Source organism: Treponema sp. R8-4-B8 (assembly GCF_054786175.1).
Map to the genome: position 1 here is coordinate 51235 of NZ_BDHE01000485.1, position 17605 is coordinate 68839.

General features: G+C 43.7%; 11 protein-coding genes. 7 read left to right on the forward strand and 4 right to left on the reverse strand.

What is annotated here, in order from left to right:
- Positions 1 to 165: 165 nt before the first annotated feature.
- On the reverse strand, positions 166 to 1707 hold the full coding sequence (locus tag ACYVRA_RS12390) for a leucine-rich repeat domain-containing protein (protein WP_461253022.1): 1542 nt from the start codon (positions 1705 to 1707) through the stop codon (positions 166 to 168).
- Between the two features lie 67 nt (positions 1708 to 1774).
- Between ACYVRA_RS12390 and ACYVRA_RS12395 the strand changes: the two genes are divergently transcribed.
- The gene (locus ACYVRA_RS12395; protein ID WP_461253023.1) at positions 1775 to 4039 is read left to right on the forward strand and encodes a hydratase; all 2265 of its coding nucleotides are present in this window, start codon (positions 1775 to 1777) and stop codon (positions 4037 to 4039) included.
- Positions 4040 to 4205: 166 nt separating this feature from the next.
- On the opposite strand, the gene ACYVRA_RS12400 is transcribed toward ACYVRA_RS12395, so the two are convergent.
- Positions 4206 to 5696 (reverse strand): hypothetical protein, encoded by a 1491-nt coding sequence (locus ACYVRA_RS12400; protein ID WP_461253024.1) that lies wholly within the window; start codon positions 5694 to 5696, stop codon positions 4206 to 4208.
- Between the two features lie 49 nt (positions 5697 to 5745).
- Between ACYVRA_RS12400 and trxB the strand changes: the two genes are divergently transcribed.
- The 6 genes from trxB to ACYVRA_RS12430 all read left to right on the forward strand — a co-directional run bounded on the left by trxB (position 5746) and on the right by ACYVRA_RS12430 (position 12375).
- Positions 5746 to 6702, forward strand: coding sequence for a thioredoxin-disulfide reductase (gene trxB / locus ACYVRA_RS12405; RefSeq protein ID WP_461253025.1), 957 nt, complete (start codon positions 5746 to 5748; stop codon positions 6700 to 6702).
- 68 nt (positions 6703 to 6770) lie between these two features.
- Positions 6771 to 8450, forward strand: coding sequence for a glycoside hydrolase family 3 protein (locus ACYVRA_RS12410; RefSeq protein ID WP_461253026.1), 1680 nt, complete (start codon positions 6771 to 6773; stop codon positions 8448 to 8450).
- Complete coding sequence (locus ACYVRA_RS12415) at positions 8443 to 9285, forward strand: GNAT family N-acetyltransferase (protein WP_461253027.1); 843 nt, start codon at positions 8443 to 8445, stop codon at positions 9283 to 9285. The genes ACYVRA_RS12410 and ACYVRA_RS12415 overlap by 8 nt, the downstream gene beginning before the upstream one ends.
- Positions 9286 to 9316: 31 nt before the next feature.
- The gene (locus ACYVRA_RS12420; protein ID WP_461253028.1) at positions 9317 to 10108 is read left to right on the forward strand and encodes a PHP domain-containing protein; all 792 of its coding nucleotides are present in this window, start codon (positions 9317 to 9319) and stop codon (positions 10106 to 10108) included.
- Positions 10105 to 10653, forward strand: coding sequence for a helix-turn-helix domain-containing protein (locus ACYVRA_RS12425; RefSeq protein ID WP_461253029.1), 549 nt, complete (start codon positions 10105 to 10107; stop codon positions 10651 to 10653). Before ACYVRA_RS12420 ends, ACYVRA_RS12425 begins: the two co-directional genes overlap by 4 nt.
- A gap of 3 nt (positions 10654 to 10656) precedes the next feature.
- On the forward strand, positions 10657 to 12375 hold the full coding sequence (locus ACYVRA_RS12430) for an AMP-binding protein (RefSeq protein WP_461253030.1): 1719 nt from the start codon (positions 10657 to 10659) through the stop codon (positions 12373 to 12375).
- 247 nt (positions 12376 to 12622) lie between these two features.
- On the opposite strand, the gene ACYVRA_RS12435 is transcribed toward ACYVRA_RS12430, so the two are convergent.
- Complete coding sequence (locus ACYVRA_RS12435) at positions 12623 to 16732, reverse strand: ATP-binding protein (RefSeq protein WP_461253031.1); 4110 nt, start codon at positions 16730 to 16732, stop codon at positions 12623 to 12625.
- Positions 16733 to 16795: 63 nt separating this feature from the next.
- Positions 16796 to 17605: HD domain-containing phosphohydrolase (locus ACYVRA_RS12440; protein ID WP_461253032.1), on the reverse strand; the 810-nt coding region annotated here is incomplete at its 5' end.

Sequence of the window (17605 nt, forward strand, 5' to 3'; positions counted from 1 at the left end):
TGTCTGTTATCTTAGCGTGAAGCTCACACGTTGCTTCGGACAAACGCTCTTCTTTTTTCTCTTTTCTCTTTTCTCTTTTCTCTTTTCTCTTTTCTTTCTCCCCCTCTTCCCCCTTTGTGATCTTTGTACCTTCGTGATCTTAGTGTGAACTCTTCTCAAATAAATTTAGAAACGTTTACCCGCTAACTCCAGCAATTCCTTAGTAGGCTCGACCATCTTGGAAATAGTCGAAGGCAGATGCAAGATAGCCGCCCAGCAGATGCGCTCGTAGTCTTCGCGCTTTAGGCGTTTGTGGTTTACGTGAGTAAGAAAATCCGGGTAGATGTTGCGAAGCGCGGCTTCAAGACAAACTTGAATATACTCGTTATCTTTCAGGAAATCGTCCCTGACATGTTTAATCGTACTTGGCTTTTCATACATCGCCGCCATGCAGTAACTGTAATAAACCGAACTGTTAATTGATTCAAAAAAATTCAACGCCCGCAGTTTTTTTACGGTTAGGCGGTGTCCCTGATCGCCGCATATAAATTCGATTTGTTGGCCTTTCTTGCCCAACTCGGCAAGTTTTTGTTTTATGGCGGCTATTTCCGGCTGTTTGATAAAGTTTTGTTCAATATTTAAAACGGCAAGTTTAGGCAAAGTAAATATGCTGTTGGGAAGTTTCTCAAGCATATTGTCGTAAATCTGAAGGCCTGTCAGGTTTTTAAGGTTGCCGACTTTTTCGTCTATTATTGAAATTCCCGTGCTGCCTATTTCCAGCGTCGTAAGATTATTTAAAAGGAACAGCGATGGCGGAAGCTTCCGCACAAAGTTGCCGGCAAATGAAAAAGAACGAAGTCCGCTTAAATTGCCAAATATGTCAGGTATTTCATATATATTAAATTCACTGCCAAGAATATCAAGCTTTTCAAGTTTTTGTAATTCCTTTATCGAATCAAAAATTTTTCCATCAATCTTTGAATGCCGCAGTTCCAGCACTTTAAGGCCGGTAAGTTTTGAAAGGTTATTCGATTTTTTTATCGTAAGACCGAAAAGCGTAAGATATTCAAATTGAGGGCATGATGAAAGTATTCGCGCCATCCTCTCAAAATCCAGGATTTTATAGTTTTTATAAATAATATCAACAATGGTCAATTTTTTTAACGCCTGATGATTCATAAAAGAGTCAGGCAAAGTCAGAACCGCCCCGCTCTCATATTTTATTGACAATGTCAACTCTTCAAGTTTAGTTAATTTTTTTAAATCCTTTATAAACGCCGCCGAGGAATAGATGTCGAGCTTAAGGATTTTTAGTTCGCTTAATGACGCGATATCTTCTGGAAAATTCCATTTCTCGTTAATCCTGATGTGCAGTTTTTCCAGCTTTTGCGCTTTGGCAAGGCCTTTAGGTATATTAGGAAGTTCCCTGCAACAGCAGGAGAAAACGCGCAGGTTGGGCATAGAAAAAATATATTCTGGAATTGAGGTGATTTTTGTGTGCGATACGTTCAGTTCTTCAAGACAAGCGCACTCTTTTAAAATATCGGGGACTTCAGTAAGGGCAGGCTGATTTTTCAAACTGATTTTTTTAACCGTATCTTTTACTTTGGTAATGCGCTCGATAATATCATTCATGTCCTTGCACTGCACGCCTTCAGACATGAGTCCTAAGGTGGGGTCTTCCTCTTTCCAGTGAAGGTCTAATTCTTCAAGCGGTGATAAAGCCATATATATATTAAATCACGATATTGGCAATTCGTCAATCTTGTATTAGAGTAAAGAAAAGGGGTATTTTATGGTAGAGCTTTTTAACAGTGGAGCGTTTTTAATAGAAGGAAAAGAGATAATTAACGATGACGGGGACGCGGTGGCGAAATTGGCACAGCATGGCGTAGACGCGTTAAAAGAACTGGCGCGAAAGGGGACGATTTCTTACGGTATTTTATCAGCTCATAACTCTGGCGATGATAATAATCTGCGGCTTAAATTTGATTCTCTTACCTCCCATGATATTACTTATGTGGGGATAATTCAAACCGCGCGGGCGAGCGGGATGGAACGTTTTCCCATGCCCTACGTGCTGACCAACTGCCACAACAGCTTGTGCGCGGTTGGGGGAACGATTAATCAGGATGATCATGTATTCGCGCTTTCCGCCGCGCAAAAATACGGCGGCATATATGTGCCGCCCCACCTTGCCGTCATTCACAGTTATAACCGCGAAATGATGGCAGGTTGCGGCAGGATGATTCTTGGCTCTGACAGCCATACCCGTTATGGCGCTCTTGGCACAATGGCGGTCGGCGAAGGCGGCGGAGAACTTGCAAAACAGCTTGTCGGCAGAACCTACGACATGCCGTCACCTCCCATAATAGGGATTTACCTTGAAGGAGAGACGGCGAGGGGAGTCGGCCCACAGGACGTGGCGCTCGCGATTATCGGGGCGGTTTTTAAAAACGGTTATGTGAAAAACAAGGCGCTTGAATTTATCGGAGACGGCGTTGATAAAATGACGGTTGATTTCCGCAACGGAATTGACGTGATGACGACGGAGACCGCCTGCTGGTCGTCGATTTGGAAAACAGATGATAAGGTAAAAGCATATTTTAAAGAGCGGGGCAGGGGAGACGATTACAAGGAACTCAAGCCCGCAGTCGTCGCCTACTATGACGGTTTTATCAAAATTGATTTATCAAAAATTGAGCCGAATATCGCGCTCCCGTTCCATCCAAGTAACGTGTATGCGATTAGAGAACTGCAAAAAAACGCGAAAGATATTTTCGCGAAGATTGAAGAAGAAAACAAAGAGACAGGCCTTAATTTGAATCTGGGCGTTAAATGCCATGACGGCGGAGTATGGGCTGATCAGGCGATAATAGCCGGTTGTTCAGGAGGCATTTTTTCCAACATAATGGCGGCGGCGGACATTATAAAAAGGCGCTCAACAGGAAAAGGCAATTTTTCAATGAGCGTGTATCCCGAAAGCCAGCCTACCTATCTTGAGCTTGTAAAAAACGGCGCGGTGGAAACATTTATGAAAGCGGGAGTCCTTGTGCGTGAAGCTTTCTGCGGCCCTTGTTTCGGCGCGGGAGACACTCCGGCGAATAACGAGCTTTCAATCCGCCATGTTACGCGCAATTTCCCCAACCGCGAAGGTTCCAAGCCAAACGATGGGCAAATAGCGTCCGTCGCTCTTATGGACGCGCGCTCCATTGCCGCGACCGCGATTAACGGCGGAAAAATTACCGCCGCGACGGACATTGACGTAAAATACGGCAAATACAAGTTCTTCTTTGACAAAAGCATTTACGATAAGCGCGTGTACAACGGCGTAGGAAACCCAAAACCGCAAACGGAATTGAAGTTCGGCCCCAATATCAAAGATTGGCCCAAGATGCCCGCGCTTCCCGAAAACCTTTTATTAAAAGTGGTAAGTTTTATCACCGACTCCGTAACCACCACCGATGAACTTATTCCCTCAGGAGAAACTTCATCATATCGTTCAAATCCGCTGAAGCTGGCAGAATTCACTCTAAGCCGCAAAGACCCGAATTATGTTTGCCGGGCAAAAGAAACTCGATCCCTTGAAGAGCAAAGGAGTAACGGAAAAGCGGACGGCGAACTGGAAAAAATACTGAAAAAAATCCGTAGCATTGAAGGCTATTCAAGCGTCGGGCTTTCCGAAATAGGCATAGCGAGCGCAATTTTTGCCCGCAAGCCCGGAGACGGCTCCGCAAGAGAGCAGGCCGCTTCCTGCCAGCGCGTACTTGGCGGCGGCGCGAATTTCGCCCTTGAATACGCGACAAAAAGGTACAGGTCAAACCTAATAAACTGGGGAATACTTCCCTTCCTTATTACCGATGAAACTTCTTTCTCAAACGGCGATTATATTTTCTTCCCCGGAATAAAGTCCGCCGTTCAAAGTAAAAAGGAGACAATCAACGGCTTTGTGTTAGGTGAAACTGTCAAAGAGATAAAAGCCGCCCTAGGCGGACTTACTGACTCTGAGAGACAAATACTGATAGACGGCTGTTTAATTAATTATTACGGGAAAAAATAAAAGATTTATTCCCCAAAAACTTCACACAAAGATCACGAAGAAACAAAGATCACAAAGGGGGAAGGGGGGTATTGTCCTAAGGTTATGCGTGGGCTTCACGATAATATAACGGACAAAAAACCTTGCTTCTTCTTTGTGATCTTAGTGAGAACTCTTTCGAATTAATTTAGCGAGCCTGCTTAGCAATAATCTGCTTGTCCGACAATAACTGCCTGTCATTGGGGAACTCATTTAGACCTTCATTTAAAATACGCTCTGCTTCATCGAAATTTTTCTTGTTCCACTCTGCGGCGAAACGGTTGTGATAGTCAGTCGCGAGATTACTCTTGTATGTGCTAAGGGATTGTTCTATTTCGCGGTTTGCGCCGTATTTGGAAAGGGCGTTCTCTAAGTATTTAATAGCGGCCCGCCAATCCCTGAGCGGGGGAGCGCTTAGGAGCATCGCTACTTTTTGAATAGTGTAAGTTAATAATTCCGTCGCTCTTTTTTCATTTAATCTGCCGCTGCTGCGCGCCTTGTCAATGTCGGCTATAATTTCGTCCCCTTCGGCGCTTGTTTTAAAATTATTCGCCCTGTTTAAAATATCGGCGTCAACAATCAGCGCGTCTAGTTGTGCGTAATCGGCTTCGGTTATATTAGTCTTTTGAGTTTCAAGAAAATTACGCGCGTCGGAAATTTTTCTTTCTTTTATATACCTTGAAATCCTGTTATTAACAGCCGCAAGAAATAACTCCTGCCAGCGGTTATTGTCGCGATATGTTGAAGACGCGAAAACAGCCCAGCGGATGCATTCTTCCTCTTTGTTGCTTTTTAAAAGGGAGGCGCCGTAATTTAACAATCTGTCCATGAGGTCTTTTCTTGGATCAACAAATAAAAATTCGGATGTTGAGATTCCTGAAGTAAGGATATAAGAATCTCCTAAAAGCAATGCGGCGCGGTCAACGGCAAGGGGAACGGAAGCGGTAAAGTTATTCGATCTTTCATAATCGCCGATTCTGTTATTCAAAATTAATGAGACAAGTTCTATTTGATTTATCGTCTGCCTGTCGCGGTAATTCTGCGGCGGCACATAGGCGAAGCCAGTAATTTTTCCGCTTGAATCGTGAAACTCTTTTCTGTTTCCCGGATCAAATCCGTAAGGGTTTGTCGTTTCCACGTCAATATCCTGTCCGTTAATATGGACCATTACAAACGCGTGGTCTTTTGTCATAACCCCGCTTGTATCTAACCCCGCGGATTTGCAAAGGATGACATATAAAACGGCGGATGAGACGCAGTTAAACCTTCCGGTAGAAAGCAGGTTGTCTAATCTTGTTTGGTAAAGTGAATAAGATTTTAAAATGTTTTTGTGCATGTAACCGAGGATAAATTCCGCCTTCTCCCTGCCGGAAGCGGCGGGATCGATAGCGGCGCTCAACGCGCTGACAACGGATTTAATTTTTTCCATGCCTGACAGCGCCGCGTCTCCGGATGACCAAAGGCTTATTTCCGCCAGATCCTGCCATGAGTAACCGGATTTTATTCCCAAACGGTAATAGTTAATCGCCTTTAAATCCGGTTCAATGCGCGGAAAAACAGTCTGCGCGTGAATTTTCACCGGGAAACTGAGAATTATCGCAAAAATAATGACAGGCGTAATTGACGGTTTTAAGCTCACAATTTAATATAAATGAAACAGCTAAAAAAGTATATGGTTGGGAGAGAAGATGTCTGAAATAGATGCTGATCTTATTATAATTGGAGCGGGGCCCGCGGGGCTGACTGCCGCCCAATACGGGGCAAGGGCGAATTTAAAAGTTCTTGTTATAGAACAACAGTCCGTAGGCGGGCAGGCTCTGCTTATTGACGCGCTTGAAAATTACCCGGGTAATATAGGCGGCGAAGGTTATGCGCCAAAAACAGGTTACGAGTTTGTGATGGATTTGCACCGTCAGGCGGAATCATTCGGCGCGTCATTTCTTTTTGGAGAAGTAAATTCGCTTGAAAAAAACGGCGATATTTTTACAATAGGCCTTTCAGACGGTACGGCGCGCGCCGCGTTAGCCGTCATTATAGCGACGGGGGCGAAACCGCGATTACTGGATGTGCCGGGAGAAAAAGAATTTACGGGAAAGGGAGTTTCCTACTGCGCCACCTGCGACGGTAATTTTTTTAAAAATAAGAAAATATTTGTAGCGGGGGGAGGGGACGCCGCCTGTGATGAAGCGCGTTACCTTTCCCACCTGACTGACAAGGTAGTAATGGTTCACCGCCGTGACAGTTTCCGGGCGCAAAAAGCCCTTGTAAAACGGACGCTTGAAAACCCTAATATTGAAGTTCGCTTTAACACGGTAATTAAAGAAATAAAAGGCGAAAAAAAAGTGAAGTCACTAGTGTTAGCCGATGTAAAAACAGGCGAAATGCATGAAGAAGAAGCCGACGCGGTTTTTATTTTTGTTGGCGCCGTTCCACAGTCCTCGCTTGTCGCAGGTGACAAATTAAACGCCAATCTTGATGAAAGCGGCTATATTATCACAGATCAAAAAATGGCGACTAACATTCCCGGTCTCTACGCCGCGGGCGATGTAAGATCAGGCGCTTTCCGCCAAGTAGTAACAGCCGCCGCAGACGGAGCGGTAGCGGCACATAACGCCTCTGAAAACATAGATGAAAAGAAAAAATAAAAATGAAGAAAGAAGAAAGGAAAACGCCGACTGCGCGGTTGCAGATCATAATATATCGGAGTGCAATTATGAAAATAATAAATAAAAACTATAAAATAAGATCCCTTCTTTTTTCTCTTTTCTTTTTTCTCTTTTCTTTTTATCCCCCCCTTCTCTTTTCTCTCAACTTCAACGATTACGGCGCTCCTTCTGAGCTTGCTGCCGCTATTGAAAACGCCATGACTGATGAACAAGCTCTGGCTCAGATTTTTATGATTGGCTGGGTCGGAGAAGAGACGAACCCTTTAATTATAGATTGGATTAATCAGAGGAATATCGGCGGGGTAAAAATATTTGGTTGGGATACTTCTGATACGCGCCGTCTTGCACAGACTATCGGCTCTTTACAGTTGGCAAGTTTAAATACTCCTTTTCAAATTCCGCTTCTTATAGCCACGGATCAAGAAGGCGGCTGGATTCGGCATATCAAGGGAAATACCAGCGACACTCCTGGGAATATGGCGATTGGAGCGTCAGGTTATCCGCGTGACGCGTACTTATCAGGTTATTACATAGGCAGGGAATTGGCTCTTCTTGGAATCAATATGAATTTTGCCCCAACTGTCGATCTTTTTACAAACCACTCTTCAACGCTGATTGGGCCAAGGGCGTTTGGAAATGACCCTGTAAAAGCGGGAATACTTGGCGCGGCGTTTGTAAAAGGACAGCTTGCGGCCGGCGTTATTCCGACGGCGAAACATTATCCCGGCCACGGGGACACCGGTCTTGATTCCCACGGGATTCTGCCAAAAATTGAAATATCATTTGACGCGCTTTGGAACAGGGAGCTTGTCCCCTACCGTATGCTTGCGGGCGAAGGGCTTCCCGCCGTCATGAGCGGGCATCTTTCGTTTCCACTGACAAGGGCGGGAACCGCTCCCGCTTCGCTTTCCTCTTGGTTCCTGCGCGATGTGTTACGCGACAAAATCGGTTTTAAGGGAGTTGTTGTAACCGACGATTTAAATATGGTAGGGGCGACAACTTATATGGGCACGCTCTCCCGAACCGCGAAACAGGCTATTATCGCCGGTAACGATATTATTATGTTTTCAAATACTCCAGTTCTTTTTGATCCTGTGTGGGTTTACCTGATTAATTCAATGAGAGATGAAAAAGAATTCCGCGAGTATGTAAGAGCCGCGGCCCGCAGAGTGCTGGAGTTAAAATTAACCTTTCTGCGCGGCAATTCAAAAATAACGTATATTCCCGATTTAAAAAAAGTGGAAAAAGGACTGCCCGACGCGGAAGCTTCCGCTTATTTTATGAATCTTGCCGCGCGCAGCGTAACGATAATAAAGCCGGTTCCGGCAGATTCCGTCTTTCCTGTAACAAGGGAGAATGCTGGGCGCGTTCTTTTAGCCGGAAGATTTCCGTATTTTTTTACTTATGGAAGGGCGGCGTTTCCCAACGCCTTGGTTTTCCGTTATTACAATGGGGCGGAACCGCCTGAAATAGCGTATTATGCGAATAACGCGGACACGATAATTTTCTGCCTATCAGACAATTACGATTTAAATTTGCTGCGTAATTTGCAGCGCTTAAATAAAAAAGTTATAGTTCTTTCGGTGCTGAGCCCCGCTTTCCTTGAAAGCGTCCCCTGGATTACGGGCGCGGTGGCGGTGTACAGTTACGCTTCCGAATCTTTCGCCGCCGGTTTTTCAGCGATAACAGGCAAAATCCCCGCGCAGGGCATACTTCCCTATGAGTGACGGTTCTATCTGGCGTAAAATAAAAAAAAGTGATTTTACGCGCGTTGAAAAATTATTAATGGATAACGAAAATAATTATGTCAACGCCTGCGCTAAATTTATCGCGCGTAATGAAGTAAATACGCTTATATGGGTACTGTGCGCGGAAGAAAAGATTCAGGCTTTGTTAATTAATTCTAAAAACAACATATTGCCTGTTTTACGCGGCGTAAAAATTCCCGCGCTGGATTTAAAAAAAGGTTTCCTTCCTTCTAAAAAGATTCATTCGGCGCAGGGGTTGAAAAACGAAGTGATCGCCTTAGAAGGGGAGTTAAGCAATAGCGGCTGGAAGGCGAAAGAGATAATAGACTATGAACTTATGTCTCTTGATTCTCCCCCCGACAAGGGGAAAAATTTATCCGGTTTTTCAAATCTTGTTTTAAGGACGCCCATGATGACCGATATTGACGCGATGGCCCCTTTACAGGCGGGTTACGAAAAGGAAGAAGTGCTGCCCAAAGGCTCAAGTTTTAGCCCGGCGGCAAGCCGGATAAACCTTTCCGGCATAATCGCCACGGGGAAGGTTCTGGCTGCGGAAATTGACGGGCGGCTTATCGGGAAAATTAACGTTAGCGGGGTCTCTTTTACCAGATATCAGGTAGGCGGCGTCTATGTCCATCCCGATTTTCGAGGCAGGGGGATAGGCCGCCGCATGGCGTATGAGTTTATTTCCTCTCTAATCGCTGAAGGCAGGGGAGTGACGCTCTTTGTCAAGAAGACAAACGCCGCCGCCCGCCGCCTCTATTCAAGCCTTGGTTTTACCGCGATAAACGATTATAGAATTTCCTACTATTGAACCTACGCGCTCTTTCTCGGTATAATGAATTGTGGCGTACCTATACGAAACCCATCTTCACACTTCTCCTGTCAGTAAATGCGCGATATCGCGCGGTTCTGATTATATCGCCGGTTATCAGGATAAGGGGTATTCGGGAATAATAGTAACCGATCATTTTTTTAACGCGAATTGTTCGTTATCAAGAAGGCTTCCGTGGGAAGATTGGGTAAACAGTTTTTGCCAGGGGTATGAAGACGCGCGAAACGAGGGGGAACGCAGGGGGTTTGACGTTTTTTTTGGCTGGGAAGAGACGTTTGACAGCAGTGATGATTATCTTGTTTACGGGCTTGATAGGGAATGGCTGCTTAAACACCCTGAAGCCCGCAATTGGACAAGGGGAGAGCAGTACCGCGCGGTAAAAGAATCGGGAGGCTGCGTCGTTCAGGCGCACCCGTTCAGGCAACGGGTTTACATTCCAAAAGTCGTGCTTTCAACAGGCTGCGTGGACGGGGTTGAGGTCGCCAACGGCGGGCATGACGATCCGTCTTATGACGCCCTTGCGTGCCGTTATGCGAAATGTATTGGAAAAACAGCTACCGCCGGAACCGACATACATGACGCGTCTGATATTTACTATAACGAACTTTTTGGAGTGTATGTCGAAAAAAAACTAAACAGCATTTCTGATTATGTGAATGTAATTTTGAATAACGAAATATCAGGTTTAAAAGTAAATGAGGAGCGGCTTAAATTTTTTGGGACGGAAGACATTAAGCTGCCGTTTGAAATACGCGATGAAAACGACAGGATTACAGGAAGGGATTGGAGGGAGTTTATATGAATGAAAAAGTAGCCCATGTTCCCGAAAGGATAAAAGAATTAAGGGAGATTCTTGAAATAAGCTCCCTTGATATGGCAAAAGATACGGATATTCCTTTTGAAACTTACAGCAAATACGAAAACGGCGAATTGGACATACCGATAAGCGTTTTGTATACGATAGCAGGCCGCCTTGGCACGGACGTTACGGTTCTTCTTACAGGGGAAGAGGCAAGAATGGACAGCGCCGCGGTCTGCCGCGACGGCAAGGGGGTGCAAATTGAGCGTTACCCTGGATATGAATTTTCAAGTCTCGCGTATAACTTCAGACGCAGAACTATGGAGCCGTTGCTTGTAACGCTTGACTCTTCAAAGCCACCTGCGGCACAGGTGTCTCATTCGGGACAGGAGTTTAACTTTGTAATTGAAGGGCAGGTAAAAGTGACGGTTGTAAAAACCGAACATATTTTAAATTCAGGGGACTCTATTTATTTTGACGCGCGTCTGCCTCATTCGCAAATCGCCGTGAACGGCAGGGCGCGATTTTTAACGGTAATTCAGGAATAATTTATGAACGAAATACTTTCACGCTATTTGCCGCGTATTGATTTTGAAAGTTACGATGATTTTTATGAAAATTATCGTTGTAACGCGCCGGATGATTTTAATTTTGCCTACGACGTAGTTGACGAATGGGCAAGATTACAGCCGCAAAAGCTCGCCCTCCTTTGGACAGACGATACCGAAGTTGTAAAATCTTTTACTTTCGCGGAAATAAAACGGCTATCCGACAAAGCCGCAAACGCCATTTTGTCTTTAGGCGTGAAAAAAGGCGACGTGGTAAAGCTGATTTTAAAACAGCGTCCCGGCGTGTGGGTATTAATGTGCGCCCTTTCAAAAATAGGCGCGATTTGCATTCCCGGCACATACCAGCTAACGGCTAAAGATTTGGACTACCGCTGCAATATCGCCAACGTGAAACTTTTAATTACCGTCGATGACAAAGATCTGCTTGACAATATCGCTTTGGCTCGTCCGAACTGCCCCAATTTGGAAAAAATAGCCGTTATCGGCGAAAAAATTCCGCCGGGCTTTATCGACATGAGGGCGGAAATTCAAAAAGCGCCTGAAAATTTTAAAAGAATGCCGACAACGGCAAAAGACCCGATGTTAATTTATTTTTCTTCCGGTACGACTGGAATGCCTAAAATGGTGCTTCACAACCACAGCCTGCCGTTGGGGCATATTGTTACCGCAAAATACTGGCATTGCGCGGAAGATAACTGCGTCCACCTGACGCAGACTGATTCCGGCTGGGCAAAGTTTGCGTGGGGAAAAATTTACGGGCAGTGGATTTGCGGCGCGGCTATCGGCGTTTATGACACGGAAAAATTCACGCCCAAGGGAATGTTAGACGCTATTCAGAGGCTGAAACCCGTAACATTTTGCGCTCCTGCCACGGTATTCCGTTATTTGATTAAGGAAGACCTTTCACATTATGATTTTAGTTTTATTCGCCATACCTCAGTGGCCGGGGAGCCGTTAAGCCCTGAAGTTTACAATAAATTTAGGGAACTGACAAAACTTGAAATTTATGAAGGGTTCGGCCAGAGTGAGACTTCCGTAATGGCGGCTGTTTTTAAATGGCTGCCAGTAAAGCCGGGCTCAATGGGAAAACCAGCGCCGCTTTTCGGCCTTAAACTGTTAGACGAAAGCGGAAAAGAATGTGACGAGGGCATTGTTGGAAACATGAGCATAACAAGCGCTGGGAAAAATATGTACGAAACCGAAGGCGCCACAGCCGATAATATTCCGCCCGTAATCGGCAATTCTGATTTTCCCGGCCTTTTCCGCGGTTACTGGAAAGACAGGGAAATAACTTTAAATAACTGGAACAACGGAATCTATCAAACGGGAGACATGGCGTGGAAAGACGATGACGGCTATCTTTGGTTTGTAGGCCGCAATGACGACGTGATCAAGTGTTCGGGCTACCGCATTGGCCCATTTGAAGTTGAAAGCGCCCTGATGGAGCACCCCTCGGTGCTTGAGTGCGCCGTCACCGCCGCCCCCGATCCGATGCGTGGGCAGGTAGTGAAGGCCACCATCGTTCTCGCGCGGGGATACGCCGCCTCGGACGAATTAATCCGCGAACTGCAAAACCATGTCAAGCGCGTAACGGCTCCGTACAAATACCCGCGCATTATAGAGTTTACCCCCGAACTGCCAAAAACAATCAGCGGAAAAATTCAGCGCAACATGATCCGAAAAAAAGATTTTAAAGACTAGTACTTTGATTAACAAAAAGACCTCGCAAAGGCGCAGAGGCGCAAAGTTGTTGTTTGTAGGATCATCGTTTTTCATTCAAGATTTGTAATTAAATTAATATATCTAGTTAATAATGGGTTATCGTACAGGAACTTTGCGTCCTTAGCGCCTTTGCGAGAACCTCTTCTCAGATGTTTTTCTACAGTCTCTTGCGCCTTTGCGAGAGAAAATTTGGGAATAATGCTTTTGTAAAGTCAGCATACTAACTTTACAAATAATCATTGGCTATGTTAGCGGCTTTCTCAAAATCGCCGTGGAGTATATGCATGGAAAGGGCGCTGATATAATTTTTTATGGAACGCGACCACTTTTTTTGCTCAAGTTCTTTTAACGCCGCATTGGCCGTAACATCATCATAATTATCGCACGCCGTTTTGATAACGAACATTTTTTCGGATAGGAAAACAAGATCGTTTTCAAAATTTTCCGGTACGGAAGCGTCTTCTTTTGGCTTGAGTTTTTCGATAACTTTCTTTAAAGCTTCCATGAATGCAGGGGTTTCTGATGTTATTAGCTGTATATCTTTTGCCTGTCCCGCTATTTCCAGCCTGCGCGCGAAGGCGGACGCTTCTTCTTCGCCCATATTTGCAAGCGCGCTTTTCATTGAATGAACGTCAATAACGTATTGCGTGATATCATCAGTTCTGCGGAACGAATTGTCAAGTATTGATTTTAACCGTTTATAGACGCTTTCAGCGTCACGCGCAAAAATCGCCCTTAATCCGGGATCAGACGCCGGATCCGTCTTCCTGACCATACGATTATTAGATGACGCTTTAGCCCTCGCGGCCTCAACTACTTCAGCAGGATATTTGTCGCGTACCAGTTTATTAAGAGTAGCGTTCAATTCACGTATGTCTATAGGTTTGGAAATAAACCCGTCAAATCCGTTCTTTGAAAACATATCAGCCTGCCCTACAATCGCGTTAGCTGTCAACGCTATGATAGGATTCGTATAACCCATTTCCCGTATAATTTTTGCGGCTTCTATGCCGTCCATTTTTGGCATAAAATGGTCAAGGAAGATAATGTCATAAACGGCGCCGTTTTTAATTTTATCTACCAACTCAAAACCGCTCTTTGCGGTTTCAATAGTTAAGCCATAAGGGGACATTAATCCCCTTGCGACATACAGGTTCGTATCCACGTCATCAACTATTAAAACCTTGCCGTATGGCATATATTCGCAAACAATCTGCGTCTTTTTTTCCATTTGTATTATATCAGAGGAACGGAAATCTTTTAGTTTTTCAGCCGTTTCTTTGCCTAATAAATCATTACTGTTTATTTTTTGCGGCAAGCGCACGGTAAACACGGAACCCTTGTCAGGCTCGCTCTCTACGTCAATTGTACCGCCCATTATAGTGACAAGTTGTTTTGTAATGCTCATCCCCAGACCCGTGCCTTCCACTTTGCTGTTCACGTCCGTATTAAAGCGCGTAAACTCATCGAATAGCTTATCCAACTGTTTTTGATTCATTCCCTGCCCCGTGTCCGCTATTCGGAAAACAAGCGTTACCATCGAAGGATCTTCATTGTGTTCGGCGGAAATAGACATTGAAATTACACCTTTATCCGTGTATTTAAAGGCGTTGGAAAGTAGATTGTTTATAATTTGCTTGATCCGCAGTTCGTCACCTAACAACCTTGACGGAATGTTCTCATCAATGTCAAGGGTAAAGTCAATTTGTTTGCTGTCGTATAATACGACATTAAGATGAACCGTGTCGTTTATAAGGCTTGGAACGTCGTAAACGCCAATCGACAGTTCCAGTTTGCCTGATTCTATCTTTGACATGTCCAGTATGTTGTTTATAATGCCAAGCAGCAAATAACCGGAATTATTAATTTTCCCTAAGGCTTCCTTTATCTCATGGGGAATATTATGATTTTGCAGTTGAATCTCCGTAATGCCAAGGATCGCGTTCATGGGAGTGCGTATTTCATGGCTCATCTTTGCTAAAAAATTGCTTTTTGCGTTGTTAGCGCGAATTGCCTGTTCTTTTGCGATAACTAAATCGGTTACGTCAATTGAATGTTGAATATGGACGATTCTTCCGTCAGCCCATTCCATATATCGGTCGGTATTTTGATATACGCGGTTTGTTATTGGACTATGCAATTCCCATATAACTGTCCCTTGCGGATCTTCATCAAGTTTATGACAGGGACAAAAATCGCATATTCCGTCTTTGTCATGAAAAAACAATTTATAGCAAAACATCCCCACATAATCACCTGTAATATTATAATGCCTCCTCATGAAGTTGTTAATAAATAAAATTTCGCCGGTTTGAGGAATAGTAACGTAAACCATAGCATTAATGTTGTTTAGTATGTTTTCCAGAAGATTAAATGATTTTACTGATTCATTCATTTCGGAAACGGCGTCTTTTAACTCGCGCAAATCGCGCACATAAGCCGCTAAAACAAAATCGTCATTATTTTTAATACGCACAAGCGTAATATCGCAAGGTATCGGCTCGCCTTTCAGATTCTGGTGCATAGCTTCTATATGGAGATAACCGTCCGCAAAAGCCCTATTAATGGCGTCAGCTATCTTAGTTTTCGATAAATTTCCGTCCGGCTGGTACTCAGGGTTAAGATCAATAAATCTTTCCATGTATTCCTGTTTGCTTGACAATCCGAATATTTTAACCATTTCCTCATTACATTCTAAAACATTGGAATTAACATCAATATAGGCCGCGCCTAACGGCATGGCGTCAAACATAACATGTACGCGCTCGTTAGCCTCGCGTATTTTGGCTAAATGCAAATTTCTGTCTATGGCGTTGGTCATCATCAAACCCAAGGATGTTAATATATGGATTTCATCATCAGAAAAGACACGTTCCCGCAGGCAGTCGTCAATACTGAAAAAACCCCAGAAATTGTTTTCTATAAACATCGGGATAATAACAATGGATTTCATTCCGTATGAAGACAAAAACAGACGGTCGTCTTCCGGCAAGTCTGATAACGGCGCGTTTATGTAATCGCCGCGCAAAAATAATTTTTTCCACTCCGGTTTTGAACTGTAGGGAAAGTGCAAGCCCAAGGGAATTTGCACGTTGTTTTTGCCGTATTCGCTCAGCCATTCATACCGCAGGACAAAATTCAGTTCGCTGTTTATCTCCTCGTTACGCCAAATTTGAACGCGATCAACATGAAGACAGCGCCCTATAAGTTCAAAACTCTTTAATAGCGGAGCTGTAAAAGAATTTTCATTATTAACAGACAACAAAATACCGGCCACGTTGTTTACGGTATTCAATAATTTTTCACGCTGATGGATTTCTTTTAACATTTGCTTTGATTCGCGCAAATCGCGAAGATAAGCCGTTATAAGAAAATCCTTATCATGTTTAGTCCGTACAAGCGTAATTTCACACGGTATCTGCTCTCTGTTCAGTTTCTGGTGCATCCACTCAAAACGGTAGTAACCGTCGTTATAACCTTTGTTAATAACTTCCAGCATCTTCTCTCTTGACAATTTACCGTCCGGCTGATATTCGGGCGAAAGCTGATAAAATTTTTCGATAAGTTCCTGTTTGCTTGACATTTCAAATAATTTGACTACGCTTTCATTACAGTCAAAAAAATCCATGTTCTTACTGTGAATGTTCGCGCCCAATGGCATTGTGTCAAATATTGTCCGTAAACTGTCTTCCGCTATTTTTTTATCTGTGTTAATCCTAAGCAATATGGCAATGATGATTATCGTCAGTAATATTCCGGCTAATATAAAGCCTGTTTTTATTATTTGCAAATATATGACCCTAAAACCGCTTTTCGGCGAGATTATATTTTCTATCGTTGACATTTTAATGCCGGTAAAAATAACGCCTATAACTTCGTTTGTATTGTCCTGAAAAATAGGGCGGTATAAGGTATAGTACTCATTGTCCAGAATATAGTCTTTTCCCGAATATTCATTGCCGTCTTCAATAAAGGCATATACAATGCTTCCCTCTCCAATAAAAAGATTTGTCTGCGGATTCCCGTTAGAATCAACAATGCTGGAAATTATGCTGCGATAATTGTTATTTTCTTTGATAAAAACAGCAGCCTCAATTTTCAAATCACGGGACATAACCGCAATAAAATCGTAATTGCGTACAAATGGGAATTCCTGTTCATACTCCAGCATGGATTCAAAATGCATCATGTCGCCGTTAAGTTTTTCTTTTACTAAAGAAATTGCGACTTCAAGATTCATGGCTTCCCTGTTGTAGCTGTTAGTAATAAAAAGAGCTGTTAGAGAAAGGAGGATAAAAATAACGGCGGCTCCTGCTATTTTTGCGCGTTTACTCATTAAATTTTTCCCCCTTCTCAAAATTATTAGTAAGGCCTATAACGCCATTAAGTTATTTCTAAATTACAATGTCCCTCTTACTTCTTTTAGCCTCTCCTGTATGGCGATAAAAACTTCGATTATTTTAGGATCAAATTGAAGGCCTGAATTTGATGTAATAATTTTAACGGCCTCTTCATTAGAAAGCGGTTCCTTGTAAGGGCGTTTGGAAACAAGCGCGTCATACGCGTCAATAACGGCCATTATACGGCCATGCAGCGGAATGTCAGTTTCTTTTAGCCCATGCGGATACCCGGCGCCGTCCCAGCGCTCGTGATGATATTCGGCAAATAATTTAGCGTTATGCAAAAAATCTTTTTCGCCCGTTTGCTTCGCTATTTTGCCAATTAAATTCGCGCCGTAAGTGGGGTGGGTTTTAATCTGATTATATTCGTTATCGTCCAGTTTTCCCGGTTTGTTTAAAATTGTTTCTGCTATGTTGATTTTTCCCATATCATGCAGACGGGCGGCTGACGCGATTTTATCAATATCCCAGCTTGAAATTTCATCGGCGTACACGGCGCTTTCTTTCATTGCGGTTAGAAGTATTTTTATATCCGCCGCAATACGCTCATTGTGGCCGGCAGTATCTATGTCGCGTTCTTCTATTACATTCGCGATAGCGGCCATATAGCCGTCTTGAAGAAGTTTGACTCTATTTATACGCTCGCCGATAACGTCTTCAATATCCAACTGTATTTTAATGCGGTTTAGCAGTACGAGCGCGGAAAAAGGTTTTAAGATAAAATCTACCGCTCCAAGTTCAAACCCTTTTGCCTCAATGTCGTCATCTGAACTGCTTGTAAGAAATATAACGGGAATATCAGCGTATAA

Bases quoted from the DNA above. Each gene is read 5' to 3' on its own strand.
- ACYVRA_RS12425 (WP_461253029.1), top strand. From the start codon at position 10,105: ATGAATGAAAAAGTAGCCCATGTTCCCGAAAGGATAAAAGAATTAAGG.
- ACYVRA_RS12415 (WP_461253027.1), top strand. From the start codon at position 8,443: ATGAGTGACGGTTCTATCTGGCGTAAAATAAAAAAAAGTGATTTTACG.
- ACYVRA_RS12410 (WP_461253026.1), top strand. From the start codon at position 6,771: ATGAAAATAATAAATAAAAACTATAAAATAAGATCCCTTCTTTTTTCT.
- ACYVRA_RS12430 (WP_461253030.1), top strand. From the start codon at position 10,657: ATGAACGAAATACTTTCACGCTATTTGCCGCGTATTGATTTTGAAAGT.
- trxB (WP_461253025.1), top strand. From the start codon at position 5,746: ATGTCTGAAATAGATGCTGATCTTATTATAATTGGAGCGGGGCCCGCG.
- ACYVRA_RS12435 (WP_461253031.1), bottom strand. From the start codon at position 16,732: ATGAGTAAACGCGCAAAAATAGCAGGAGCCGCCGTTATTTTTATCCTC.
- ACYVRA_RS12395 (WP_461253023.1), top strand. From the start codon at position 1,775: ATGGTAGAGCTTTTTAACAGTGGAGCGTTTTTAATAGAAGGAAAAGAG.
- ACYVRA_RS12390 (WP_461253022.1), bottom strand. From the start codon at position 1,707: ATGGCTTTATCACCGCTTGAAGAATTAGACCTTCACTGGAAAGAGGAA.